Source organism: Neobacillus drentensis, from assembly GCF_036965645.1.
Taxonomy (GTDB): domain Bacteria; phylum Bacillota; class Bacilli; order Bacillales; family Cytobacillaceae; genus Neobacillus; species Neobacillus drentensis_D.
In genome coordinates, this window is record NZ_JBALPZ010000051.1 from 19,786 (window position 1) to 43,452 (window position 23,667).

Below are 23,667 nucleotides of genomic sequence, written 5' to 3' on the forward strand. Positions count from 1 at the left end.
GTTCTCACGCTTCGAAAGCGTGAGAACCGTCCCCATGCTCCACAACATATAAACACCAACCCAACTGAAATGACATAACATGCTATAAGTTCGTTCTTATTCGAATAAGGATGTGAAGTGAATTAATGTCTTCCAATCTTGATTATACCTCCCAATCCACCCAATACACCTTCGACGTAAATCAAAGTCCTCTATTTAAGAAAGATCACAACAACTACATTAACGTCTTAGGCGTAAAACAATTGAACACATTGGAAAATGTATCTCTGTTGGATATTTTCCTTAGTACCAATAATGTCGTGGAACCGCACTATCATCAAAATGCAGCCGAACTGGTTTATTGTATTTCTGGGGCTGCTACTGTTTCGCTCCTAAACCCATATACGAAACAAATCCAAAGTTATTCCATTACTCCCGGTCAAGTGGCAAATGTACCACAAGGTTGGTGGCATTATGAGGTGGCGACTGCTGAACGGACACATCTTCTTGCCATTTTTGATGCACCTACTCCACAAGTCATTTTAGGCTCTGACATCTTAAAATTTACTCCTTCAGCGATCATGTCACAAACCTATTGTTTGAATGAAGATCAGTGGAAACAGATAACAGCATCAGTGAAACCTGATACTTATATTGGACCTTACCAGAATTGCGATAGAGGACCTGAAAATATGACTCATCCTCATTTTAATCGACAAAGGCCTTACTATCCCCGCTATCCTCAATATTGGAGATAAAGGGAAATGGATATCGTCCCACGTCACTTACAATGAACGTGGGGCGATATCCATTTCAATAACGAAAAAATGTTATCAAAACACCGCTAAAAATTTCACCCTTTACTAGAATGGGAGTAGAGATTTAAAAATCTCGCTCCTTTTTCACAATGTTATATATAGACCAAAATTAATGAATAAAGAGAAGCATGAGAACCGTCCCCATGCTTCCCTCTCTTCCCCCTATAAATCAATTTGAAATGTTTTCATGATTTCCGGAACGACATTTTTTATGAAGTCATTGGCTTGTAAGTTACTATTCGGGGTTTGTGCAACAGAATACGAATAAATAACATCATTTGCTTCTGCTAGTTTCGTTTCCGCTTTAGGGTTTAATGAGGTCCATGTTTGTTTTTCGTACATATGGAAGCTAAACAATAAAGGTTTATCAGCAGACTTGTAATAGACATTGATTTCAGATAACCATTTATTATTCTCCGAGTAGTCGGCTCTTTCAAACGTCAAGCGATCCAACCATTTCTTTGGGACTGAAAAATGGTAGCCTTCAGAAACATAAATTATGGTGGAATCATTGGGTTTTGAGATAGGAATCCCATGACTTTGGAAAAAGGCAGCGTTTAATACACTTTGAATCTCCGAAAAAGAAAGATGGTATTGCAGTGTACCTGCAGCGAACGGGGCATATTCATAAGGAGGAAAATACATCATTAAGCCATCCTTCGTTATATAAACCTGTTTTAAATCATCAGAACTGATTTGTTTAAACTCCCCCATCACTTCAAGCATTTGCAGCACATCTTGTTTTAGGACGAGCTCGCTAATGAGTTGCTGTGTTTGCGGCGAACCATTAAACAGTTCGTTTGGCTCAACAATCCTGCGATTATCCAAGTCAACCAAGATTGGTACTCGCAGCGGCATGCCATGTGCTGCCCCACTAAGGTAAAAATATTGATCATACACAAAACTGATAAGGTGGTCATTCTGAAAGCTGATGTTGTATTTTGAATCAAACGATGACGGCGCACTTGGATCTTCATTCGTCATTTGACTCTCGTCAGCTGCATTCGCTTTTTTCTTCAAAAAATCATTTATTTGCGCTTGTGCGTTTTTGTCTTTCATGCCATCAATCTGCGGATAAATAATGTTGATAGTGGGGGTATCTTTTACAATGGACTCATCATGAATGTTAATGGTTTGGTTGGCGGGCTCCGATGGATTGTTAGGTTTTACTTGACCATCCGTTGCTTTTCCAGGTTGAGCGTCAGGTTTTTCCGTATCATCGCCTGGATTCCCCTGTTGCCCTCCGCTATTTTTCGGTTGATTGTCATCGGTTACTTTTGGTTGTTCCGAAACAGGCTTTTTTTCCTGTATCCCGCTGCAGCCTGCAGTGAAAAAAACAACCAGTGCAATTGCAATTGTCCACTTCCATTTCATCCGCTCACTCCCTTTAGTATCCATTACATATAATTATAGTAAGGTTTCAGCTTTCTAGAATATGGGTGGGAACTTATTATATTTTATTAAATACTGGACAGTTCCTCCTATGGACTTGGCACCTGACCTGAATCACCCCAAGAACCGTTTCACTCAAAACATCATCAGCTGCTTCATCCAATCCATCCTCTGCGAAAACTTCCTCCTCCACTTAAATTTTTTCTAAGAAATAATCTAAAAATCTATAAAAGCATTGAAAATGCAAACGCTTTCATATATAATAAGTTTAGGTCGGATGGCAAACGTGGTCATCATGGTATACAGCGTAGGCGGGGCTGGTACTAAACTTTTTCAAGTAAGAGCTAAGAAGCTCTTTTTTTATTGAAAAAAAATCGTAAAAAAAACCGTGGGGACGGTTCTTGTGCTTCAGATGACACAATGAACTCCTGATGAGGTATTGCACTTTTCCCTATAAAATCGATATTAACAGAAACCTAAGATGGGCACTGGAACGTTTACGTGGCTTTTTCTGAGGCCTTGTTGTCCAAGCGTCAGCACAATACCCCATGGTCCTTTCCAGTAAGTCACAAAAAAAAATAGCCCTCAAGGCTGTTTATAAACAATCCCTGAGGGCAACCAGATATATAATAAGGGGGGTTGAAAAAGCTTGTCTTAATAATAGCTTTTAATTCTTAATAAAACCTTAACAAGCTTGGCTATCCCCCTTCATGAGTCATTTCATTTTCTCTTTCCTTTTTTAATTCCTCACTATTAATCCAGTTTATTTTTTAACAACTCCGCGTATTGAATTTTCTTATCTGCCTTCTCGTAATATTTTCGTTACATTAATGTCATATTCGTAATCCAAAGAACATATCATTTATTAATCACACAGGAAGGAGGATGACCTAATGGATAATCGAATTTTCTTGTTTCTAGCTACAATTCTTTCTGGTTTTGCACTTATAAAAGTTCCGTTAGCTGGTTCATTTCTTGAAAGCGTTTCACCGGTATCAAATATCCTTGGCATTTTAACTGTCCTTGTCTTCTCACTGGTCTTAATTTATAAAGGGGTAAAAAGCTTGTTTTCTAAGTAAAATGATATTGCTCCAATAACCCCCCAAAAAAAATAGCCCTCAAGATTGTTCATAAACAATCCTTGAGGGCATCCAGATATAATATAAAAGGGGGTATGAAAAAGCTTGTCTTAATAATAGCTCTTAATTCTTAATAAAGTCTTAACATATTAAATAATTTTTGGAGCCCCCCATTTGGCAGGATTACATAGAAAGGATTGCGTGGCCAATCGACAAAAATAGGCTCGTTCGCAACAATATTCCCCAGAAAATGATGCTATTCTTGTGAATCTACATATTTCTCCTCATTTTCCTTTTATTCAACACTACTTAAACGTTTGATTAAAAATACTCTGAGCATGAACCGTTCCTTATTTTGTACCTTCTATCAGTTAAAAGGAATGTCGATATTTGGTTCGTCCCCATATCTGCCTCTCCTTACCTATTTTTATAGAATAAAAGATGAACCCCTTTCCCACTGCATAAAAAGAAGCATGAGAACCGTCCCCATGCTTCACCCACACTTCACATTTTTATAATCCCTCTTCGAAATAATTCCGCCACAGCATGGGCTCGGTTTTGGGCGTTGAGTTTTTTTATAGCTGATTTTACATATTGTTTTACGGTTACTTCGCCAATTCCCATATAGGCGGCCATTTCCTTCGTACTTTCTCCACGGGCGATTCGCTTCATGACTTCTAGCTCTCTTTTGCTAATCTGAATCGTATCTCCATCCACATCCGTCGAATCATCCAGCACCTTACCCACAAGTCTGCCAAACAAGGTTAAAGAAGACAGCATTTGATCATCCATCTTGCCAGTACCAGCTTCAAACTCTGTGGTGCAAATATATCCAATGACAACGCTTCCAAAACAAAGCGGTACGACTGCCGACGAATTAATCGGAAACCGGTCTGAAAATTTGCAGGTCGAATGTTTTAAAAAGTATTCGAGTCCTGTACTATATTTCGCCTTTCTTTCACGGATGGCTGCATAAATGAGAGGGATCGTCTGGATGTCATCACGAATATCTCCAATATGGACTAACCCAGAAGAAGTTAAAGCAATAATGCCTTCACCAAGATGTTCTAACGGCGAATACCTGAACAAAAAGGCATCCGAGACAGGAAAAAGCTCCAAATACACTTTCAGCATTTCTAGCAATTTCTCTTTATGATTCGAAAGTGACTCTAGGCTTCGAACTCGCTCTTGTAACGTAAAACTAGTTAAGACCATACTACCTCCTTTTTAGGGAACCAATATATTCAAAATTAGGAATATTCATATTATAAAATTAATTGTACTATTTTCATAGATAGTAAGTTACTTTTTTTCTTCACTATCAAAAAAATGATTGGAAAGAGGGAGATCACTTTGACTCAATTAATTCCACAAGCAAAAGCCTATTTGGAAGCATTTAATCAAATGCCGCAGCTTCAATCGTTGAAAGCGCAGGAAGTAAGAGATCTATTCGCACAATTTCCTCCTGTGGAAGTAGAATTGGCACCACTTGCTAAAGTGGAAGACAGGTTAATTCCTGTCAGTGATGATGCAGAGATTAAAGTCAGAATTTATACTCCTGAAGGTGAAGGCCCTTTTCCTCTCTTTGTATACTACCATGGGGGCGGCTGGGTCATTGGTGACCTGGAAACAGCAGATGCAAGCTGCCGAATGATCGCCAACCGAACGGAAAGAGTCGTGGTGTCTGTAGATTACCGGATGGCGCCTGAATATAAGTTTCCAATCCCTGTCCAAGATTCGTATGCGGCGCTAGAATGGGTTAGTCAAAATGCTGCAGCTCTAAATGCAAACGCTTCCAATATTGTCGTAGGCGGCGATAGTGCAGGTGGTAATTTATCAGCCGTTGTTTCCATGATGGCAAGGGATCAAAACGGTCCGGCCATTTCCGCACAAGTGTTAATCTATCCTGTTACGGATTTAGCTTATGATACCCGCTCTTACAAAGAGTTTTCCGAAGGCTACGGGCTCGACCGCGACTTGATGATTTGGTTTGGCGACTATTATATCAATCATCCATTCGATGCAAAAAATATCTATATTGCCCCATTACGTGCCGATAACCTCAAGAACCTCCCTTCAGCCTTTGTAGTAACGGCCGAATGTGACGTCCTCCGAGATGAAGGAATCGCGTATGCGAACCGCTTAAGGGATGCAGGCGTAAAAGTCGAAGCTTATACAGAGCCGGGAATCATTCACGGCTACTTTACCAATATGGCCGTGTTCCCTGAACAGATCAAAGACACCATTTCAAAAATCGCCCAATTTATAAATACCTCCACGAAAGTCACCCAAGCCAACCGCTAATATTTTTAAAGCTTACGATACTGATTTTAATTTTATAGGGGGAATTCAAATGCCATCTACTAAAAAAGAAAATCAAGTAACTACTCTCGATGCTGTGGTCATCGGAGCAGGCTTTTCAGGATTGTATATGCTTTACCGTTTACGGGAGGCCGGTCTCTCCACTCGTGCCTATGAAGCAGCAGGCGGAGTCGGAGGCGTATGGTATTGGAACCACTATCCAGGAGCACGCTGTGACTCCGAAAGCATCTATTATAATTATACTTTCTCTGAAGAATTATATAAGGAATGGTCATGGACTTCACGATACCCTGAGCAGCCAGAAATTCTAAGGTATTTGAACTTTGTAGCCGATAAGTTCGACCTCCGAAAGGATATTCAATTCCAAACCCGGATTAAATCAGCCCACTACGATGAATCATCTAATCGATGGATGATCCGAACAGAAGATGGCGAAAGCATTTCAGCCACTTACTTTATCACGGGGGTTGGCTGTATTTCCACCGCCAATATTCCGAATATGAAGGGCTTAGACAACTTTAAAGGCGATTGGTACCATACGGGACACTGGCCGCACGAAAAAGTAGACTTTACCGGAAAGCGTGTGGGAATCATCGGTACGGGCTCAAGTGGTGTTCAGGCTATTCCAGTGATCGCGAAGGAAGCCGCCCACCTTACCGTTTTCCAGCGGACACCTCAGTATACGGTTCCGGCTAGGAACCATCCTTACACCAAGGAATATATTCAACAAGCAAAAGAAAACTTTCATGAAATAAAGAAAACAATACGCGCCTCCTTAGCCGGCCTGCCCACCCCGCCGAGCGATCGTTCCGCACTTGAAGATTCACCAGAAGTTCGCCAGCAGGTATTTGAGGAAGCTTGGAAGGAAGGCGGTCCGGCCATATTGTTTTCTTATGCTGACCTCCTGGCAAATGAGGACGCAAACGAAACCGTTTCGGCGTTTATCCGTTCGAAAATACACGAAATTGTAGAAGATCCAGAAACCGCTGAAAAGTTGTCTCCTACTTATTATTACGGGACAAAACGAGCAATCATTGATACTGACTATTTTGAAACCTATAACCGTCCAAATGTCAGCTTGGTCGATGTAAAAAAAGCTCCAATTCAGGAGATCACGGCCCAGGGAATTCGCACAACCGATGCTGAATATGATTTAGATGTCATTGTTTTCGCAACCGGTTATGATGGCATGACGGGCTCCCTATTTAAAATGGATATCCGCGGCAAAGACGATGTTTCCCTCAAGGACAAATGGGAAAATGGATCTGCGGTGAGCACCTATTTAGGAATTGCAACAGCCGGATTCCCGAATATGTTCATGATTACGGGTCCAGAAAGTCCATCTGTATTGGGCAACATGCCAGTTGCGATTGAGCAGCATGTCGAATGGGTCATGGATTGTATCCAGTATCTCCGAAAGCATGATATGGCTGCCATCGAGGCAAATGCAGACGCCGAACAAGCTTGGAGCAAGCATTGCCGTGAATTAGCTGACATGACCCTCTATACGAAGACCGAATCCTGGTACACGGGCGCTAATATTGAAGGTAAAGCGCGTGGATTCCAAATCTATGTTGGCGGCTATGGCCCCTACCGCGACCGTTGCACCGAAGTTGCCGCTAAGGGGTATGAGGGATTTTCCTTCATCACCGCAGCAAACACAGTGGTTTAGAGAGATATATGTTAAAAAGGATGAAATCACTTTGATTTCATCCTTTTTTTATTGGGATAGTGGCAGGAAGCAAGTAACACTGCCTAGATCCTGCATTCATTCTTTTTTCTTATAAAAAAGAAGCATGAGAACCGTCCCCATGCTTCTACTTTCCTACAATCCATTTGGGGGCCCACCAGTTGGCAGGACCGAGTAGTTTCATTAATGCGGGGACTACGATAATTCTGATTAAGGTTGCATCAATGAAGATGGCGCAAAATAAACCAACACCTAGTGCTTTGGTAATTTCAATATTGGTGAAAATGAACGAACCCACAACAACTAGTAAAATGAGGGCAGCACTACTGATCAGACGGCCCGTTTTCTGAAGCCCAGTAGCGGTGCTTTTTTCATTATCACCTGACCTATCGTATTCTTCCTTAATTCTTGATATTAAAAAAACTTCATAATCCATCGAGATCCCAAACACAATGCAAAAGATCGTTACAGGCATAATGATACTAACATACCCAGTGGAAGTTATATTTAGAAAACCCGTTAGATATCCATACTGAAACACAATGACAACGATTCCTAGACTTGCGCCAAGACTTAAAACGTTCATCATAACAGCCTTAAGCGGAATGAGAACCGATCTGAAAGCATAAAGCAGGATTACATACGTTACGGAGATAATAAACATCATCAGCATTGGTAACCCTGAATTTATTCGGTCCATCATATCTACAAGCAAAGCGGTTTGCCCAGTAACATGCGTTCCTAAGTTATTGGCTGTTACCTTTCTTATCTGGTGAACTAGTTTGGAAGCTTCCGCTGAATTTGGTTTTGACAGTGGTACAACTGTTAGCAGGGCGAAATTTCCATTCAATAAACTTTCCGATATCATTCGGTCATGTGTTCCCTTTAACTTTAGAAGTTGAAAGGTTTCTTCTGGTGTACGATTGCCAAGAACATCGATAAAGCTTTGAACCGAGAGCACACCAGGTAATCGGTGTATCTTGTCCTCATATTTCTTAATACTTCGAATGGAAGATACTTCTGTGACATTTTCTTTTGTCTTCACAATAATAAAAATCGGGTTTGATTTCCGTACGTCATAATTTTCTTTTAACAATTCCGCCCCTCTTCTTGATTCATAGGATGGGGGCAATACTTCCGCCGTTGGAACTCCGACTTTCATACGAACAATAGGGAGCATAAGTGATAGTAACAAGGTACTGATTACAATGGCTAATACGGCCGGCCGTTTCATGACAGAAAGGGCGATGCGCTCCCATATGATGGAGTTTTCCATTCTCTTTTGAGTACGTGCAAATACCTTAAGAGAGTCGATCCGATGGCCGATAATGCCTAATAACGAGGGCAAAAGCGTGCTTGATAGAATCATGGCTGAAAAGACCACAAGCACCCCACCCAGACATAGCGAGTAAATAATAGGGAGTTTTATAAAAAGCATGCCAAACATACCTATTAACACAGCAAATCCAGAAAAGAAAACAGATTGTCCGGCTGTTTGTGTAGCCATCGCTACGGCTTCCTCTACGGATGGCTGTCTTTTTAATTCCTCTCGAAAACGACTGACAAAAAAAAGGGCATAATCAACACCGATTGCAAGACCTAGCATCATCACGATATTGGGAAGAAAATTTGAAGGCGAATAAAATCCAGTAAGATAATAAGTCATTCCAAGTGTGAGAGAAACACTCATGATACCCACTAACAGAGGTAGAATCGCTGCCCAAACGGTCCCAAAAATAAATAATAGAACGAGTAAGGCAATCGGAAGGCCAATCTTTTCTGAATGGGCCATGTCATGTTTTGTCGCCTGCTGTACTTCATGAATGGTAGCAATTTCTCCATCCACAAAGGTCTTCATGCCCTTGGGCTTCCCCATCAGACCCTTTATCTCTCGAAAATGGTTGAGCGCCTCTTGATTCTTTAGTTTTAGTTCCACAACAATCGACTGAATTCCCTTATCCTCTTTTAAACGAGGTGTTGAATTGAAATGAATGTTTTCAACATAATTTTGTTTTTTCAATGGATCTAAAGATTGCAGTATGTCCTTCTTAGCTTGTACGCTGGTTAGATCTAGATTACGACTTGTATAAACCACAGTAATGGTAGACAGAGATGTCCCAAGTTCCTTTTTCATTAATGAAAATCCGTGGTCCGATTCGCTCCCCTTTGCCGTTAATCCACTATCCTTCAGTCGATCAGGTAGTTTGGGAACAAAGAATGCGGAAGCTACAAATAACAATACCCAAAAAATAGTTACGGCCCAGCGTAATCTATACATCCTCATTCCCCAACGCCAGAATAGACCTTTTTCTTGAATGTCTCTCATTGAATCTTCCCCCACTTTGTTCCAATGTGAATAGGATTTCACATTACCTTCGTTTTTATGAAAATGAACACTGTGGAGAACATCATCTAAGGCATAACTTTCCTTTTATCTGCAGCCGTTCTGTGTAAACTTGGGGCAGTTTCCAAAAGAATTAGGCAGATTTCTATTTCTAAGTATTCCAGATCAGGGTAAATTATTAATGCACCAAATTAAAGGAGGGTACCAATGGTCCGTATTAAGGTTTTGTTAGTGCTCATGCTCTCGCTGCCATTCCTATTGAATGTTCCTTCAGCGAATGCAGCTCCCCCCGAAACTGAATTGAATCAATATTTAGCGGAAATCGGATGGACGAAACAAGAGTTACTTGACTACCTTTCCTACTATGAAATTCCATTAGATGATTTTAACACTGTGGAAGATCTTAAAGATGTCATGGGTACTCCCATTAACGCGCAAAATTTTCAGGAGCTATTAACTAAATATGGTCTGACCGATAAAGAATTTGCTGATTTAATGGACCATTTTGGTGATAACGTGAATGACTATAAATTTATAGAGGATTTGGATGCATCCCTTGAATTTTATGTAAATAACGATGAGTATATGGCAGAGGTCGAAAACGCATTAGGGGAATTTGGCATTACGGAAACTGAAGCGGAAAGATTTTTTAACTATTTAGCGGAAGTAGAAGAAAAAAATAAAGATCAACTTGACCAAATCGCAACAAACGATACCCTTTGGGAAAAATTCCTTACGGTCGAAGATCCTAGTCAATTAAGTGACGAAGACCTAAATGAAATGCTTCAAATTTTGGAGCAAACCATTGCCTTGTATGAAATTAAAATGAACTTTAAGGTGAACGGCCAGCCTGTAACGTTTAAGGATTTATTAAAAATGGAGGAGCCTCCAAAAGGCAATTTATCCGGTAGTGTCTATAGTACTTCAGGGGAACTTCTGATTGACTTTACGATCCCTCAACAGTTTTTTGAATCATTGGATGTTGTGGACAACGGAGAGGATTGGCTTCATTTAGGTGAGATTTCAGATGATTATGTAGATCATTTGCATGAAGAGAAATATGAACAAGGTCGAAAGAATTTAAAATAATACAATAGCCCTTCACTTCGCGGAAGGGCCTTTGTAAAAGGCAATCGGCAGGAACGAGAAGGTTGATTCGACCTTTCCGGCCGACTGCTCTATATGTAACGGGATAACAGTTCATTTAAAAGTGAACTCATCCTTTTATCTTTAGTTTATTTAATTTCTGACTTTGTTTTTCAATTTTATGTAAGATTTTTCCCCTAAGATTTTGGTCAAGACAGCCTTCAAGTAGTAATAGCTGATACTTCATTTGAAATTGATACCAAACTAAAAGAATGCTGGACTTAATTTTAAGTGCATTTTTTGACTTTTTTGGTTCATACCATTCAGATGCGTTACTCTGTTTTGCCAACAAATACTCCGTGTTAACCTTGTTAGTCATGATTTACCTCCCGTTCTTTGTGAACCATACAGAGGCATAGATTTCGGTAACTGGCTGGCATGGTCAAAGACTTTAGCCCCTATAGTTTTGCGTCATCATTTTTCAATGATTTTGCCTTTATCGTATGATCCTAACTTAATTATAAGGTTTTTTAAAAATTTTGTCGATTTATGTCGACTTGTCCGATTCAGATCAGTCTGACTTATTCTTCAAGAATAGAATATTCTTTTTAATTACCCCCTTTTTCTTCATTTCAAACCATTATTTTAAAAAAACCAACAGAACTCTGTTGGCTTCTTGTTTCTCCAAGGAGAGTTAGTATTTATTTAGCTCCTGAATTGGAGTTTGGATGATAACTGGACTCTTACTAGGGTCCAACCATTTCAAGATGCTGACAACATTCGTTTCTGAAGTGGAAGTACATCCCAGCGGAAGCACGGGGACGGTTCTTGTGCTTCGGAGCTGAAACCTTTGGGAAAGGAGTGAAGACTCGTGGAACAAATCATACCATTCATTAGCAAAGTAGGATTCCCTATTGTCGTGACCCTCTATCTGCTTTACCGGATTGAGTCAAAGTTAGATCTAGTGGTCCAATCGATACAAAATCTACCCGACCGAATGAAGGCATAATGAAGCTGGAGAAAAGTAACAGAAAAAGAAGCATGAGAACCGTCCCCATGCTTCTTGAACTTATTTCTTTAACCGTAATTTATAGAAGTCGGAATCACTGGCGTTAGCCGCAGCTGTTTTTAATTGCTTTAAATCATCATAAACGGAGACGACTCGGCCGACATACTCATCTAGTTCCCCTGCCGCCATGTAATAGGCAAATTGTGGTGCTTGATGCGGCGGTACATCTATGTTTTGCTCGAATAGGGACTCGATTTCAGTTAAATATTTTTGTCCGACATCTGTATATCGCTGGTAACGAGTCATGTCTGTATCGTTTAAGCCTGGATCTAAGGCAAATACTTTGACCGGAGTTTCCGCTAATTCCTCCACTAGGTTCTCTGTTAATCTGGCAATCGCTGTTTTGGAGGTTCCATAGCCATTACCATATTTAAAAGCACCAATCGTTCCGCCGCCGACCAGATTAATGATCCTTCCAAACCTTTGGTCCAACATAACAGGAACCACCGCTTGGACACAGTGAAACGTTCCAAATAGGTTCGTAGAGACATCATTAATCCAATCTTCCTGTTTCACTTCCCAGGTAGGACCAATAGCCATGAACGCACCGGCATTATTAATCCAAACATCAATTCGTCCATATTTCCCCAATACATTTTCTACTACTTGTTGAACATCCGCTTGCTTTGTGACATCCATAGCGAACATCGAATGATCTGGAGAAATTTTCTCAAGCTCAGTTTGAACTTCTTTTAATCTCTCGGAATCTCTGCCAGTTCCAACCACGGAAAAGCCTTTTTCCGCAAAAAATAAAGCAATGTTACGGCCGATTCCTCTTGTTGCACCTGTTATGACGACTACTTGCTTTTCCACTTAGAGTTCCCTCCTATTAATCTCTGCCGACCACTTCAGGGTCACCGAACTGACGCTTATTCTGGTTAAGCGTGCTGATTTGCTGTAGATCATCTTGTGTAAGTTCAAAATCAAAGATATCCACATTTTCCGCAATCCGATGTGGTTTGATTGATTTTGGAATCGTCACCACGCCTGTTTGGATATCCCAGCGCAGGATCACTTGGGCAGTAGACTTATTGTATTTGTTCGCAATCTCCACCAAGACTGGGTCGTTAAGCAGACTGCCCTGCATAAGCGGAGACCATGCTTCAAGCTGGATTTCATTCTTTTGACAAAAATCACGTAATTCCTGTTGATTAAAAACAGGGTGGTATTCCACTTGGTTGACCATCGGTTTAATTTCACAGTTGGCAAGAAGGTCTTCGAGATGGTTAACATTAAAATTACTGACTCCAATGGCACGGACGCGCCCTTCTTTATAAAGTTTCTCAAGGGCCTTCCATGTTTCAAGATATAATCCTTTAGAAGGTACTGGCCAGTGAATTAAATAAAGGTCTAAATAGTCTAAACCTAATTTGTTCAAGCTTGTTTCAAAAGCCGCCAAGGAAGATTCATAGCCTTGATCGCCGTTCCAGACCTTAGTTGTTACAAATAACTCTTCACGAGGTACGTTCGATTCAGCTATCGCCTTCCCTACTCCCTCTTCATTTCGATAAATAGCCGCCGTATCAATGCTTCTATAACCGACCTCAAGGGCAGTCTTGACTGAATTTACGACTTCCTCTCCTTCTTGCACTTTGAAAACACCGAATCCAAGCCAAGGCATTTTTACACCATTATTTAATGTAGTAGTACTTAGTAACCCATTTGTCATCTTAACTCCTCCTTCATATTTTTTAAAAAATAGTCATTATAACGCATAATTTCTCCACTGATGAACAGGCTGCCAATTTAATAGTTTTTTAGCCTTTTTGTTACTTAACATCGATTGAAATCCTGACAAATCACTGCGGAAATCTTTCACTTCTGGAAAACATGTTTCCATAAGCAGCGTGCTCTCTATATCCATACTTGAATCATCCGCTGCAATACATAGTGGAACCGAACCTAGTCCGTCTGTTTCAACTGCTAAACGATAAGCAGATGCAGCGTCTCTTGTGTCAATGTAGCTCCAAAGAATCGTTTTTCGTAATTCTGGCTTATGTATAAAACTAGGGAAATTTTTATACATCGCAGGGCTGATGACATTTCCTAATCTCATAGATACAACCTGCATACCCGTTCTTTGGTGAATCATATCAGCCGTTTTCTCATTGACAATTTTCGATAACCCATAGCTGTCTTCAGGCAGCTGTGGATGTTCCTCATCGATTGGTACATATTTGGGTGCTAAATTTTGCCTAGAAAAACAAAGGCCATAGGACGATTCACTCGAGGATATCACCGCCTTTTTAATCCCTAAACTCCCTGCCGCTTCTAAAATATTATAGGTACTCATCACATTATTTTGGAAGGTTACTTCGTTTGGATGAGAGTAGGCAACGGGTATAGCTGCCAGATGGACAACCGCATCGGCCCCTGCTAAGACACCATACACTTCACCAAGATTGGTTAAGTCTGTAATCACGGTTTGACAAAGCGCTTCTTTTGGATGCTTCATATCAGCATTAACCACTTCATAACCATGATTTAAAAATTCTCTTATCACATCTGGTCCAAGAAGGCCACTCCCACCTGTTACCACTACTTTCGGCATGTTAATACCCCCTATTTATACTTCCACAGCTTGTGGATGCTGATCGGATACCAATTCTAAGTCGGAAGCCCGTGCATTTAATTCAACTTGTTCTACATTTTTACATCCAGGGATGACACTCGTAACAGCTGGATGCTTTAGGCACCATGCAAGCGCCCATTGAGCCATATTGACTCCTTCTGGGACTTCATTTCGCTGAATTTCTTCAACCAGTTTAAGCTGTTTGAACACTTCACTTTGTTCATGGTTATTCCGAACATCGTTTTGACCAAATACTGTACCTGGCTTATATTTGCCGCTTAAATATCCGCTGGCTAATGGAACCCGAGCTAGGACACCAAGATTTTGCCGTTCACAGGAAGGAAAAACTTTTTCCTCAGGTTTACGGTTTAACCGGTTGTACACAACCTGAATCACACCGGCATTTACTTCCGTTGCTAAGTCCGTTTGGTAGATATTCTCGTTCGAACCGATTGATATTCCTAGATGACGGATTTTTCCTGCCTCGATCTGCTTGTCCAAAACCGTCCATAATTCTTCATTTTGAAAGACATCATCTCCGCCGGAGTGAAATTGATAGAGGTCTACATAGTCTGTTTGAAGAGCTCTTAAAGAATCGTCCAATTGCTTCACTACTTCCCCAGCAGACCAATGATTGGTCCGGGTAAAGGATTCATGGAAATGGTGGCCGAACTTTGTTGCGACGATCCAATCCTCCCTTTTTTGATTTTTTAAGTAATTACCAATAAATTTTTCAGAAAGGTGATCACCGTAACATTCGGCTGTATCAATCAAATTAATTCCCATTTCCTTGGCCTTGTCTAAGATTTCATCCACTTCTTTTTGTGTGAAGTCTTTTCCCCATTCGCCGCCATATTGCCAAGTACCGATTCCAACAACCGAAACGTTTAAATCCGTTTTTCCAAGTTTACGGTATTTCATTTGTTTCATCTCCCTCTCCTTCAATATGTACGATAAAAACCCTTACAAAAAAAAGTATACGTTTTCTTTTTTGGAACAACAACCACTGAAATATTTTTGATATAATAACCTATATGTTAATTACTATGAAATTTATAGTTACTATAAATTAGAAAGAGGTAGTCTATGTGTGAAGTAAAGGAAACGGCACCCTTAGAGATTGAATGTTCCATTGAAAAAGCACTTAGTGTCATTGGGGGAAAATGGTCTTTTCTCGTATTAAAAGAGTTATTCGAAGGAAAAAAGAGGTTTGGAGAATTACAAAAGGCTATTTCCAAGATAAGTCCAAAGGCCTTAACCGATACGCTAAGACATCTAGAATCCAACGGTGTTTTAATTCGGACTGTTCACGCGACAGTACCCGTAACAGTAGAATATACACTTACTGAAAAAGGACAATCCTTACATACCATTATAAAAGAAATGAAATACTGGGGGTCTTACTGGGCGTAGTATTACTCGATCAGGGCACTCCTTGCGAGAAACTCTCTCCTTAACTTTTTATTATCTAAGGCTTTCATTAAAGGCTTGCTGGGCACCCATACAAAAAGGAGAGGTTTACTCTCCTTCTTCTACTACGATTTTATATCCTTGTGACACTAACTGGGTATCATAAACCTCACGTTCTACGATATAAAACGTCTCTTCGGTTTCGGTTACCACCACTTCACTTGGGCTCTTATCAACCTGTGCATCAACCAAGCTTTCATACGGTGCTCCAAGGAGTTCAATTACATTTATGGACATACATATCACCGCCTTTTTGCTATCTTATCAAAATATTGCAAAAAGTAAAGCGGAATTAAACAGAATGAAACTTATTTGAATAAGGAAATGCTCAATAAGTACAAGGAAGCATGAGAACCGTCCCCATACGACAAAATCATTTATACTTTTTACCATAAAAAAACAAACTTCTTGTCCACTTCCTGTTATGCTAGAACAAAGCATTAGGAGGAGGAGATTTCAATGCAGACATGTATAGTCATTCCAAGCCCCTGTAGGTTTAAGACATTCATGGAAATTGCTTTAGAAGTTACTTTTTCTAAACTGGATCCGGTAACACATGAAAATTTAAAAAGATTACTAAACAGAGTACCTAACAACTTGTCGTCAGAAACATTGACAACCTCAATGGATGAGAATATACAGTTAAAAGAATGTATTAAGGCTTTTAAACAATCCAAAACATATTATTGGGTACGAGAAGACTTTCTTCAAGAATTAAAAGATATCGAAAGACAATGTTAGGGGCGACAATATTTTGTCGTCTTTTTTATTGTAAAGCTCCTACTCAAAAGTAGAAGCTTTACTTAGCAACATACCTTCATTAAGCTTAGTTCTGATACTATCTAAAAAAGCGCCAGAACCGTCCCTATGATTCTAGTTTGTGAGATGCTGGTAAAACTCAAAGGCCTCTTTATCTGTAAACCCTTCATGAACAACCTTACCAACGGCTTGAATTATTTCTTCAGGGTGTTCGGATTGAAATATATTCCTTCCCATATCGACACCAGCTGCTCCACCTTGGATCGAGTTGTAGGCTAGAGTCAGGGCATCTTTTTCTGGTAATTTCTTACCACCTGCCACGACTAATGGAACTGGGCAAGCTGAGGCAACTTTTTCAAAGTCCTCGCAATAATAGGTTTTTACAATTTGTGCACCAAATTCAGCCAGCATTCTTGTAGCTAACAAGAAAAAGCTAGTGGTGCGCTCCATTTGTTTCCCAACGGCTACGACACCCAGTGTGGGAATGGAATATCTTGAGCCAAGGTTAACAGCACGGTTTAACTCTTCAATGGTTTCCTTCTGTCCATCAGAGCCAATAAAGGTTTGTATTGCGATTGCACTTGCATTCATCTTAATAGCATCTTCTATATCAACGACCATGGATTCATGACTCAGGTCATCTTGGAGCACACTGGAACCAGAGGAAGCCCGTAAGGCAATTGCTTTATTAAAGGTCGGCGGGACACTGCTTCGAATCGCCCCTCTAGTCCCCATTAAACAATCGGCATAATGGGCCAACCTAGGAATAAGCAAATCTAATCTTTCTAGCCCTGAAGTAGGTCCCATGAAATAACCATGATCGAACGCTAACATGACGGTTTTACCAGTGTCCGGGTTAAAGATTCTGGATAACCGATCCTTCATTCCCCAATCAAGATGGTTTGCCCCTTTTACGTGGTAATTCCCATTGTTCGCAAACGGTATACTCTCGGAAAAGTCCTTTGCATTTTTGTTGCCATGTGTATCTGCCATTTCTTCCACTCCTTTATAACAGGTACTCTATTAACCTTGAATGTTGCTTTCCGTTCCAGGCGGCTTTCCGCGGGGGCACGCTTACTTGATTGATTCCGCGCACTTGGCTGATATTTCCGCACAATTTTAAGTTTTTTCCGCGCATTCTCCGATTAATTCCGCGCCTTCTTCCCTTTTTCCCGCGCCTTTTTGGATTTATTCCGCGCACCTGCCCTAGCGGCCGCCTTCCGTTCCAATCAACATGTTAAAAATCGTAATCGTTCGTATTGTCCTTCGTAAATACAATCCGTTCAGGCAGCACAATAATTCCTGAATCATCTGCTGTATAATCGTAGCCTTGGATAGTGTTCGGCTCTACTTTAACAGAACCCATATCAGGTACTTTCAAAGAGTCCCCCACTTTTAGTTCCTTTCCTTGCGCTAACCAATAAGCAACGTATACTGCAAGAGCCCCTTGATTTTTTACATCCCATAAACCATGGTTATTAATGGTACCGTTTTCAATAAACTGTCTCATTGAATTAGGAGAAGCAAATCCAGTAATAATGACATCCTTCGCTTTTAACCCCTTATTTTCAGCTGCTTGTGCCATAGCCGGAAGAGCGGTTGAGTCTGGGCAAATAACCGCATCAATATCAGGATACGAATTTAAAATACTTTCTCCAACCTGCAATGATTTTTGTTCATTGGCATCACCAAATTGAGTCGTAACCACTTCCCATTTTGGATACTTTTCTTTAATATATTGGTTTGCCGCTTTCACCCATGAGTTTTGATCTGGAACTGTCGGGCTGGAATAGAACCAGGCAATTTTCTTAGCCTCATCAGGTTTATCCATTTGCTGGGCAGCCATGTCAACAAGCATTTTTCCTAGGATATCCGGTGTACCTTGGTCTACATAAACAGAACGATATTTAGGGTCCACATCTGAATCCCATGTGACTACTTTAACGCCAGCATCTAATGCCTTTTTCAATGCTTGATTCAAACCATCTGAAGAGACAGAAGAAATGGCAATCGCATCAGCACCGCTATTGACAGCACTATTGATAATTTGTACTTGATTCGAAACCGTACCTTCAGGAGCACCATCGTACTTCACTTTAAAACCAACCTTCTTGGCCATTTCCTGTGCGCCATCGTTACCAGATTCAAAGAAGGCGTTCCCTGTCATTTTTGGAATAAACACCACCTGAATATCTTTCGGATCTTTCTTCTTACCCCCGTCTCCGGAAGCATTATCATTGGATCCGCAGGCAGCTAATAATAATGTCAGAATCGCCATCAAACTTACTATTTTAATAGACTTTATTTTTCTCACTGTCCCTAACCCCCAATATGTTGTTTTTGTGTTAAAATCCTTTTCATGCTAAATCTGAACTCTGGATTTATGCCCAAAAATGCAACAGAAACGATAAGAAGAACCCCAGTAGCTAATCCGATATACTGGGTGGAGACCCCGGCCATTTGTAAGCCTAGCTGCATAAATCCTAATATGATGCTGGCTAACGCTGTCCCGACAACACCCCCTTTACCTCCGGTGATGAAGGTCCCTCCTAACACCACAACAGTAAGAATGGGCATCAGATATTCAGAACCATAATCAGCTCTTGCACTGCCTAAATAGGAAGTTAATACAACCCCTGCAAGACCAGCACTTAACCCTGACAGGATGTAGGTACTAGCAATGATTCTTTTCGTATGAATTCCGGAGTAATCAGCTGTGTTTGAGTTAATTCCTGTCAAGTATATATATCTGCCATACCTGGTGCGGTGCAGGAGAATATAAGCAATGAGAAACATGATAACAAATAAGATGACAGCATGAGGGATTCCCATGACCTCTCCATTTGCAATGCTGCTAAACTCCTCAGGAAAGCCCGAAATTCCTTCATAGGTACTTACACCAGACAATCCCACCAGCACAATGGCAATCCCACTATATAAAAGCATCCCGCCAAGGGTAATGACCATCGATTGAACTCTTCCATAAGCAATCAGAACGCCATTGAGAAGGCCGCATAACCCGCCAATGAAAATGGCACAAAGGATAGAAACCCAGATATTGATCCCCGCCACTTGCGACAAAAGACCTGTGACAACAGAGGTTAACCCAATAATCGAAACGCCTGAAATGTCGATTCCTCCTGTAATCACGACCAGTGTGACAAAAAAGCCAATAATGGCAATCGGAATAAAATCGTTAAAGCTATTTAACAGGATCGTGACATTCCAGAATCTTGGATTAATCATCCCAAAAACAATTATTTCCGCAACGATTAAGACGAATAAAGTAAGATTCCACCTCGGGATTTTAGTTAACATGTCATTTCTACACCTCCTTTTGAAGAACCCTTGCATTTAATCTTAGTTTTTTTGCCTGTTTACTCGCATGAAACACAAGCAGGGCATCAATCACTACAATGATGATTAATAGAGAACCCGAAATCGCATCATTCCAAAAGGCTGGTACTTTCATATAAACCAAAGCCGAGTTGATGGACGTTAAAATAATCGCTCCCAATGCTGCCCCAACAACCGTTCCAATCCCGCCGATCAATGACACACCGCCAAGAACGCAGGCTGCAATCACCGTCAACTCGATTCCTGTTCCAGCATTGGTGGAGACAAAGCCAATTTGACTAACAAAGATTAATCCAGCTAAAGAAGCACAGATACCAGAAATGATAAATGAATAAGCAATATATCGATTCACAGGGATCCCTAACGAAATGGCCCCCTCTCTGTTATCACCAATAGCAGTGTAATACCTTCCCTTACTGCTCTTAGACAGATAAACTTGAACGAAGATGACCCCAACAATCAAGATGAAGGATAATAGATTAATCCCAAAGATGTCGATATTCGAAAGCTCTTTAAAGTTTGCAGGTATATTTTCTACCCATTTCCCGTCCGTATAAATAACTTGGACCACTCTCGTAATGGAAAGGATCGCTAACGTCATAATAAACGAAGAAATTTTTAACTTGATCACGCCAAATCCATTAATGAGTCCAATGATCGCCCCAATAAGGATGGCAGTGATCACCGCTAAAAGGATATTTCCTCCATCGCGGAGAATCGTTCCACAAACAGCAGCACTTAACCCCAGCGTTCCGCCTACTGAAATATCTAAATTCCCGGTTAATAAGACAAAGGTCATCCCAACGGCAAGAACCATGTAAAGCAAGCTGCTTTTCAAAGATTTATCGATATTTTGTAAAGAAAAATAGTCAGAGTTGATAAATCCCACCACAACAAATAGAAGGACTAAAAATAGGAAAGTTCTAAATTCCCGTTGTTTGAATATTTTTCTAACCCTCGGCATGTGTCTTATCACTTCCTTTAAAGGTTCCAAAAGCCGCTTTCATCACATTGACCGCATTGATTTGGTCTACGTTTAGACAAACATCGCAGGTCCCCTGGTAGACAGCATAGATGCGGTCACTAATTCTTTCGATTTCTTCTAAATCAGAGGAAATCAGGAGAATAGAAAATCCCTGGTTTTTTAATTCTGTCAGGATGGAATAGATGTCACCCCTTGCAGCCGCATCAATTCCCCTTGTTGGTTCATCCATGATGATTAATTTAGGGTTCATGGATAGTGCCCTGGCAATCACAGCCTTCTGTTGATTCCCGCCTGAAAGTGATTTGATTTCGTCCTCCTGGGAATTTACCTTGATTCTTAATCTCTTAATATACTGATCGGCCACTTGTTCTTCTAACTTTTTCTTGGTAAAAAAACCGTGCCGTTTAATCATTTGCGAGGTGATATTATTTCTCACCGAAGTGATCGAAAAAATACCGTTTAAAAATCGATCTTCCGGTATATAAGCCAAACCGCTGTCAACCGTTTCATTTATGGATAACTTGGTAATGTCCTTTCCATCAAGATAGACTTTTCCGCTCTCAATCGGATTTATTCCGTAAATCGCTTCCGCAATCTCTGTTCTTCCGGCACCGACAAGACCAGCAAGACCGACAACCTCTCCCTTATAAACTTCAAAACTAATATTCTTAAATCCATCGCCAACGATGTTTTCAACTTTAAGGATCGGTTCTTCTCCCTCGTGAGCAGCCCCTCGTTTTTCAAAATGATCTTCGTAATGATTTTCATTTCCAACCGGAAGCAGCCCTTGAATCAGCATGTCTTTCGTGAACTCCTCTATTTTCCCTTTAAGCGTTACTTTTCCGTCCCGTAAGATGACGGCATGGGTGGAAATCTGAAAAACTTCATCAAGACGGTGTGTAATATAGAAGATGCCAACCCCAGCATTTTTCAACTGTTTAATCACTTTGAATAATGACTCTGTTTCTGAAAACGTTAAGGTAGAGGTGGGTTCATCCAGAATTAACACTTTTGACTTTCTTAAAAGTCCCTTTATGATCTCAAGCTGTTGCTGTTCAGCGATACTCAATGTAACAGCTAACCGATTCAAATCAAGATTCCAGCCTAATTCTTTAATGAGCTTAGCCGCTTCTTCTCTCACTTCATTTTTATTTTTACTAAATCCAATCGTGAGATTTTGTTCAACCGTCATATTCGGGAACAGCAAGGGTTCCTGCGGCACTAAATAAATGCCTCTTTCATGTGCAGAGGAAGGATTTAGATGATCTGCCTTTTCACCAGCAATCTCAATAACCCCTTCATCCACCTTGTAGATCCCTGTGAGGATTTTCATTAAGGTGCTCTTCCCTGCTCCGTTACCGCCGATAATAGCGATCACTTCTGACTCATTAAGTTCTAATGAAACCTCCTCCAAAACGATGTTTCGATTAAAGGCCTTCCGGATATTCTCCAGTCTCACTAAGTTCCTCGGCGCCTTCATTATCATCCCCTACCTTAGTACCATTTTTGTAACCGCTTACCATTAAAGATATTACAGATTCATACATTTTATTAACGATGAAACATATTATTAGCTAGCAAACCTTCTATCTATCTCCGATGTTCGCAAATTGAAAAATAAACCAAAACACCCAATGAATGATTCCCTCGTAGATTATATGAACTAGGAATAATATTCATTACATGCTTATTACAATATAGAAAGGCGCTCGAATGATAACTGCTGTTACTTTTGATTTAACGTAAAGCAAAAGTATCACAATTGTTTTAACATAAAACTTTTGTTTCAAAAATAAACTGTAGAGAGTGAAAAACATGTCATATGAAAATAGCCTGATCATAAAAATCGCATGGAAATATTACATCGAAGGTATGACACAAAATGAGATCGCAGAGTCTTTGAATCTATCTAGAATGAAAGTGATCAAATACCTAGATATCGCGAAAGCCAATAACATTATCCAATTTAAAATTAACCTAGAAAAGTTGGTTAACAACGATTTGCAGAATCAAATCAAGCACCACTATCAATTACAAGATATTTATATCGTCCCTGCCTCTAACGAAAATCCGTTACATAGTCTCACAAAGGCCGCCGCCCACTATATCGAAGACCGAATTAACAGCGACACCATGATTAATGTTGGGTATGGGCAAGCTGTTTCAGGAACCTTGGGACATTTAAATATCTCCACTAAGTATAAAATCACCTTCGTCTCGTTATCAGGAGGTGTAAAATTCTACATTCCAACAGCGATCGATTCGTCATCCGATTATTACACCAATCAAAATCACAACCATTACATTATGCCCGCCCCATTATTAGTATCTACGGAACACCTCGCCAAGCAGTTAATAAAAGAAAAACCAATCAAAAAGATCTTTGAAATGATCCCATACTCTACGATCACCATCATTGGCATTGGAGCAGTAAACGAACGGGCCACCCTTGTGAAGGAAGGATATTTGAACTCACATGAAATGGAAATCTATAAATCATTGGGAGCTGCAGGAGATTTATTAAGCCAATTTTATGATCGAAATGGCCAGGTTCTAGATCTTCCATTGCATAAGCAACTAGTTAGTACCGATATTCATTTATTAAAATCACTTAACCATGTGGTTGCTGTGGCTGGAGGAGTTGAAAAAAGAGAGGCTATTATCGGCGCCCTAAAAGGGGGCTATATCGATGTATTAATTACGGATGAAGTGGTGGCTAAAAGTCTAATCGAATGAAAGGCTCCT

General features: G+C 40.4%; 23 protein-coding genes, 1 pseudogene and 1 riboswitch. Of the genes and pseudogenes, 9 read left to right on the forward strand and 15 right to left on the reverse strand.

From position 1 onward, the window contains the following. The first annotated feature begins 125 nt into the window (after positions 1–125). A complete protein-coding gene (locus V7266_RS10570) occupies positions 126–737 on the forward strand; it encodes a cupin domain-containing protein (RefSeq protein ID WP_335467850.1) in 612 nt (203 codons plus the stop codon). A 222-nt stretch (positions 738–959) separates the two neighbouring features. Here the strand turns inward: V7266_RS10570 and V7266_RS10575 are convergent, their stop codons facing one another. Continuing rightward, positions 960–2,171, reverse strand: a complete 1,212-nt coding sequence (locus V7266_RS10575; RefSeq protein ID WP_335467851.1) for a DUF3298 and DUF4163 domain-containing protein — start codon at positions 2,169–2,171, stop codon at positions 960–962. Positions 2,172–3,082: 911 nt separating this feature from the next. Here V7266_RS10575 and V7266_RS10580 point away from each other — a divergent pair. Then, on the forward strand, positions 3,083–3,268 hold the full coding sequence (locus V7266_RS10580) for a hypothetical protein (RefSeq protein ID WP_335467852.1): 186 nt from the start codon (positions 3,083–3,085) through the stop codon (positions 3,266–3,268). Positions 3,269–3,772: 504 nt separating this feature from the next. On the opposite strand, the gene V7266_RS10585 is transcribed toward V7266_RS10580, so the two are convergent. Further along, the gene (locus V7266_RS10585) at positions 3,773–4,483 is read right to left on the reverse strand and encodes a response regulator transcription factor (protein WP_335467853.1); all 711 of its coding nucleotides are present in this window, start codon (positions 4,481–4,483) and stop codon (positions 3,773–3,775) included. A 138-nt stretch (positions 4,484–4,621) separates the two neighbouring features. Between V7266_RS10585 and V7266_RS10590 the strand changes: the two genes are divergently transcribed. Both V7266_RS10590 and V7266_RS10595 read left to right on the forward strand, forming a co-directional pair. Next, positions 4,622–5,572, forward strand: a complete 951-nt coding sequence (locus V7266_RS10590) for an alpha/beta hydrolase (RefSeq protein WP_335467854.1) — start codon at positions 4,622–4,624, stop codon at positions 5,570–5,572. A gap of 49 nt (positions 5,573–5,621) precedes the next feature. Beyond that, positions 5,622–7,262 (forward strand): flavin-containing monooxygenase, encoded by a 1,641-nt coding sequence (locus tag V7266_RS10595; protein WP_335467855.1) that lies wholly within the window; start codon positions 5,622–5,624, stop codon positions 7,260–7,262. 145 nt (positions 7,263–7,407) lie between these two features. Here V7266_RS10595 and V7266_RS10600 read toward each other — a convergent pair whose 3' ends face one another. Beyond that, positions 7,408–9,606: an MMPL family transporter gene (locus tag V7266_RS10600; protein ID WP_335467856.1), complete on the reverse strand. Its 2,199-nt coding sequence runs from the start codon at positions 9,604–9,606 to the stop codon at positions 7,408–7,410. Between the two features lie 225 nt (positions 9,607–9,831). Between V7266_RS10600 and V7266_RS10605 the strand changes: the two genes are divergently transcribed. Next, on the forward strand, positions 9,832–10,713 hold the full coding sequence (locus V7266_RS10605; protein WP_335467857.1) for a processed acidic surface protein: 882 nt from the start codon (positions 9,832–9,834) through the stop codon (positions 10,711–10,713). Between the two features lie 127 nt (positions 10,714–10,840). Here V7266_RS10605 and V7266_RS10610 read toward each other — a convergent pair whose 3' ends face one another. Together V7266_RS10610 and V7266_RS30870 are read right to left on the reverse strand one after the other, a co-directional pair. Next, the gene (locus V7266_RS10610; protein ID WP_335467858.1) at positions 10,841–11,089 is read right to left on the reverse strand and encodes a hypothetical protein; all 249 of its coding nucleotides are present in this window, start codon (positions 11,087–11,089) and stop codon (positions 10,841–10,843) included. A 42-nt stretch (positions 11,090–11,131) separates the two neighbouring features. Then, a riboswitch (cyclic di-GMP riboswitch) is annotated at positions 11,132–11,215 on the reverse strand. 189 nt (positions 11,216–11,404) lie between these two features. Continuing rightward, positions 11,405–11,515, reverse strand: a pseudogene (locus tag V7266_RS30870) (SH3 domain-containing protein); the annotation flags it as partial. A 66-nt stretch (positions 11,516–11,581) separates the two neighbouring features. Here V7266_RS30870 and V7266_RS10615 point away from each other — a divergent pair. Beyond that, entirely contained in the window at positions 11,582–11,719 is a 138-nt protein-coding gene (locus V7266_RS10615) for a YvrJ family protein (protein WP_335467859.1), read from the forward strand. 60 nt (positions 11,720–11,779) lie between these two features. On the opposite strand, the gene V7266_RS10620 is transcribed toward V7266_RS10615, so the two are convergent. The 4 genes from V7266_RS10620 to V7266_RS10635 are packed head-to-tail and all read right to left on the reverse strand — an operon-like array spanning position 11,780 to position 15,272. Continuing rightward, entirely contained in the window at positions 11,780–12,592 is an 813-nt protein-coding gene (locus V7266_RS10620) for an SDR family oxidoreductase (protein ID WP_335467860.1), read from the reverse strand. 16 nt (positions 12,593–12,608) lie between these two features. Beyond that, positions 12,609–13,448 carry an aldo/keto reductase gene (locus V7266_RS10625; protein ID WP_335467861.1) on the reverse strand — a complete coding sequence of 280 codons (840 nt, stop codon included), beginning with the start codon at positions 13,446–13,448 and terminating at the stop codon, positions 12,609–12,611. Positions 13,449–13,484: 36 nt separating this feature from the next. Further along, a complete protein-coding gene (locus V7266_RS10630) occupies positions 13,485–14,330 on the reverse strand; it encodes an NAD-dependent epimerase/dehydratase family protein (RefSeq protein ID WP_335467862.1) in 846 nt (281 codons plus the stop codon). A gap of 15 nt (positions 14,331–14,345) precedes the next feature. Beyond that, entirely contained in the window at positions 14,346–15,272 is a 927-nt protein-coding gene (locus V7266_RS10635; RefSeq protein WP_335467863.1) for an aldo/keto reductase, read from the reverse strand. A 165-nt stretch (positions 15,273–15,437) separates the two neighbouring features. Between V7266_RS10635 and V7266_RS10640 the strand changes: the two genes are divergently transcribed. Then, complete coding sequence (locus V7266_RS10640; protein ID WP_335467864.1) at positions 15,438–15,764, forward strand: winged helix-turn-helix transcriptional regulator; 327 nt, start codon at positions 15,438–15,440, stop codon at positions 15,762–15,764. A 105-nt stretch (positions 15,765–15,869) separates the two neighbouring features. Here the strand turns inward: V7266_RS10640 and V7266_RS10645 are convergent, their stop codons facing one another. Then, positions 15,870–16,058, reverse strand: coding sequence for a hypothetical protein (locus tag V7266_RS10645; RefSeq protein WP_335467865.1), 189 nt, complete (start codon positions 16,056–16,058; stop codon positions 15,870–15,872). Positions 16,059–16,328: 270 nt separating this feature from the next. Between V7266_RS10645 and V7266_RS10650 the strand changes: the two genes are divergently transcribed. After that, the gene (locus V7266_RS10650) at positions 16,329–16,562 is read left to right on the forward strand and encodes a hypothetical protein (protein ID WP_335467866.1); all 234 of its coding nucleotides are present in this window, start codon (positions 16,329–16,331) and stop codon (positions 16,560–16,562) included. Positions 16,563–16,694: 132 nt separating this feature from the next. On the opposite strand, the gene lsrF is transcribed toward V7266_RS10650, so the two are convergent. The 5 genes from lsrF to V7266_RS10675 all read right to left on the reverse strand — a co-directional run bounded on the left by lsrF (position 16,695) and on the right by V7266_RS10675 (position 22,402). After that, positions 16,695–17,573: a 3-hydroxy-5-phosphonooxypentane-2,4-dione thiolase gene (lsrF, locus tag V7266_RS10655; protein WP_335467867.1), complete on the reverse strand. Its 879-nt coding sequence runs from the start codon at positions 17,571–17,573 to the stop codon at positions 16,695–16,697. Positions 17,574–17,817: 244 nt separating this feature from the next. Beyond that, positions 17,818–18,885, reverse strand: a complete 1,068-nt coding sequence (lsrB, locus tag V7266_RS10660) for an autoinducer 2 ABC transporter substrate-binding protein LsrB (protein ID WP_335467928.1) — start codon at positions 18,883–18,885, stop codon at positions 17,818–17,820. Between the two features lie 14 nt (positions 18,886–18,899). Continuing rightward, positions 18,900–19,898, reverse strand: a complete 999-nt coding sequence (locus V7266_RS10665; protein ID WP_335467868.1) for an ABC transporter permease — start codon at positions 19,896–19,898, stop codon at positions 18,900–18,902. Between the two features lie 7 nt (positions 19,899–19,905). After that, positions 19,906–20,901: an ABC transporter permease gene (locus V7266_RS10670; protein WP_335467869.1), complete on the reverse strand. Its 996-nt coding sequence runs from the start codon at positions 20,899–20,901 to the stop codon at positions 19,906–19,908. Then, positions 20,888–22,402 carry a sugar ABC transporter ATP-binding protein gene (locus V7266_RS10675; protein ID WP_335467870.1) on the reverse strand — a complete coding sequence of 505 codons (1,515 nt, stop codon included), beginning with the start codon at positions 22,400–22,402 and terminating at the stop codon, positions 20,888–20,890. The genes V7266_RS10670 and V7266_RS10675 overlap by 14 nt, the downstream gene beginning before the upstream one ends. A 335-nt stretch (positions 22,403–22,737) precedes the next feature. On the opposite strand from V7266_RS10675, the gene V7266_RS10680 reads away from it, so the two are divergent. Continuing rightward, positions 22,738–23,658, forward strand: a complete 921-nt coding sequence (locus tag V7266_RS10680; protein WP_335467871.1) for a sugar-binding transcriptional regulator — start codon at positions 22,738–22,740, stop codon at positions 23,656–23,658. The last annotated feature ends 9 nt before the right edge of the window (positions 23,659–23,667 follow it).

Bases quoted from the DNA above. Each gene is read 5' to 3' on its own strand.
- V7266_RS10645 (WP_335467865.1), bottom strand. From the start codon at position 16,058: ATGTCCATAAATGTAATTGAACTCCTTGGAGCACCGTATGAAAGCTTG.
- V7266_RS10600 (WP_335467856.1), bottom strand. From the start codon at position 9,606: ATGAGAGACATTCAAGAAAAAGGTCTATTCTGGCGTTGGGGAATGAGG.
- V7266_RS10630 (WP_335467862.1), bottom strand. From the start codon at position 14,330: ATGCCGAAAGTAGTGGTAACAGGTGGGAGTGGCCTTCTTGGACCAGAT.
- V7266_RS10640 (WP_335467864.1), top strand. From the start codon at position 15,438: ATGTGTGAAGTAAAGGAAACGGCACCCTTAGAGATTGAATGTTCCATT.
- V7266_RS10650 (WP_335467866.1), top strand. From the start codon at position 16,329: ATGGAAATTGCTTTAGAAGTTACTTTTTCTAAACTGGATCCGGTAACA.
- V7266_RS10625 (WP_335467861.1), bottom strand. From the start codon at position 13,448: ATGACAAATGGGTTACTAAGTACTACTACATTAAATAATGGTGTAAAA.
- V7266_RS10670 (WP_335467869.1), bottom strand. From the start codon at position 20,901: ATGCCGAGGGTTAGAAAAATATTCAAACAACGGGAATTTAGAACTTTC.
- V7266_RS10610 (WP_335467858.1), bottom strand. From the start codon at position 11,089: ATGACTAACAAGGTTAACACGGAGTATTTGTTGGCAAAACAGAGTAAC.
- V7266_RS10570 (WP_335467850.1), top strand. From the start codon at position 126: ATGTCTTCCAATCTTGATTATACCTCCCAATCCACCCAATACACCTTC.
- V7266_RS10605 (WP_335467857.1), top strand. From the start codon at position 9,832: ATGGTCCGTATTAAGGTTTTGTTAGTGCTCATGCTCTCGCTGCCATTC.
- V7266_RS10675 (WP_335467870.1), bottom strand. From the start codon at position 22,402: ATGAAGGCGCCGAGGAACTTAGTGAGACTGGAGAATATCCGGAAGGCC.
- V7266_RS10680 (WP_335467871.1), top strand. From the start codon at position 22,738: ATGTCATATGAAAATAGCCTGATCATAAAAATCGCATGGAAATATTAC.
- V7266_RS10580 (WP_335467852.1), top strand. From the start codon at position 3,083: ATGGATAATCGAATTTTCTTGTTTCTAGCTACAATTCTTTCTGGTTTT.
- V7266_RS10595 (WP_335467855.1), top strand. From the start codon at position 5,622: ATGCCATCTACTAAAAAAGAAAATCAAGTAACTACTCTCGATGCTGTG.
- V7266_RS10585 (WP_335467853.1), bottom strand. From the start codon at position 4,483: ATGGTCTTAACTAGTTTTACGTTACAAGAGCGAGTTCGAAGCCTAGAG.
- V7266_RS10665 (WP_335467868.1), bottom strand. From the start codon at position 19,898: ATGTTAACTAAAATCCCGAGGTGGAATCTTACTTTATTCGTCTTAATC.
- lsrF (WP_335467867.1), bottom strand. From the start codon at position 17,573: ATGGCAGATACACATGGCAACAAAAATGCAAAGGACTTTTCCGAGAGT.
- V7266_RS10575 (WP_335467851.1), bottom strand. From the start codon at position 2,171: ATGAAATGGAAGTGGACAATTGCAATTGCACTGGTTGTTTTTTTCACT.
- V7266_RS10635 (WP_335467863.1), bottom strand. From the start codon at position 15,272: ATGAAATACCGTAAACTTGGAAAAACGGATTTAAACGTTTCGGTTGTT.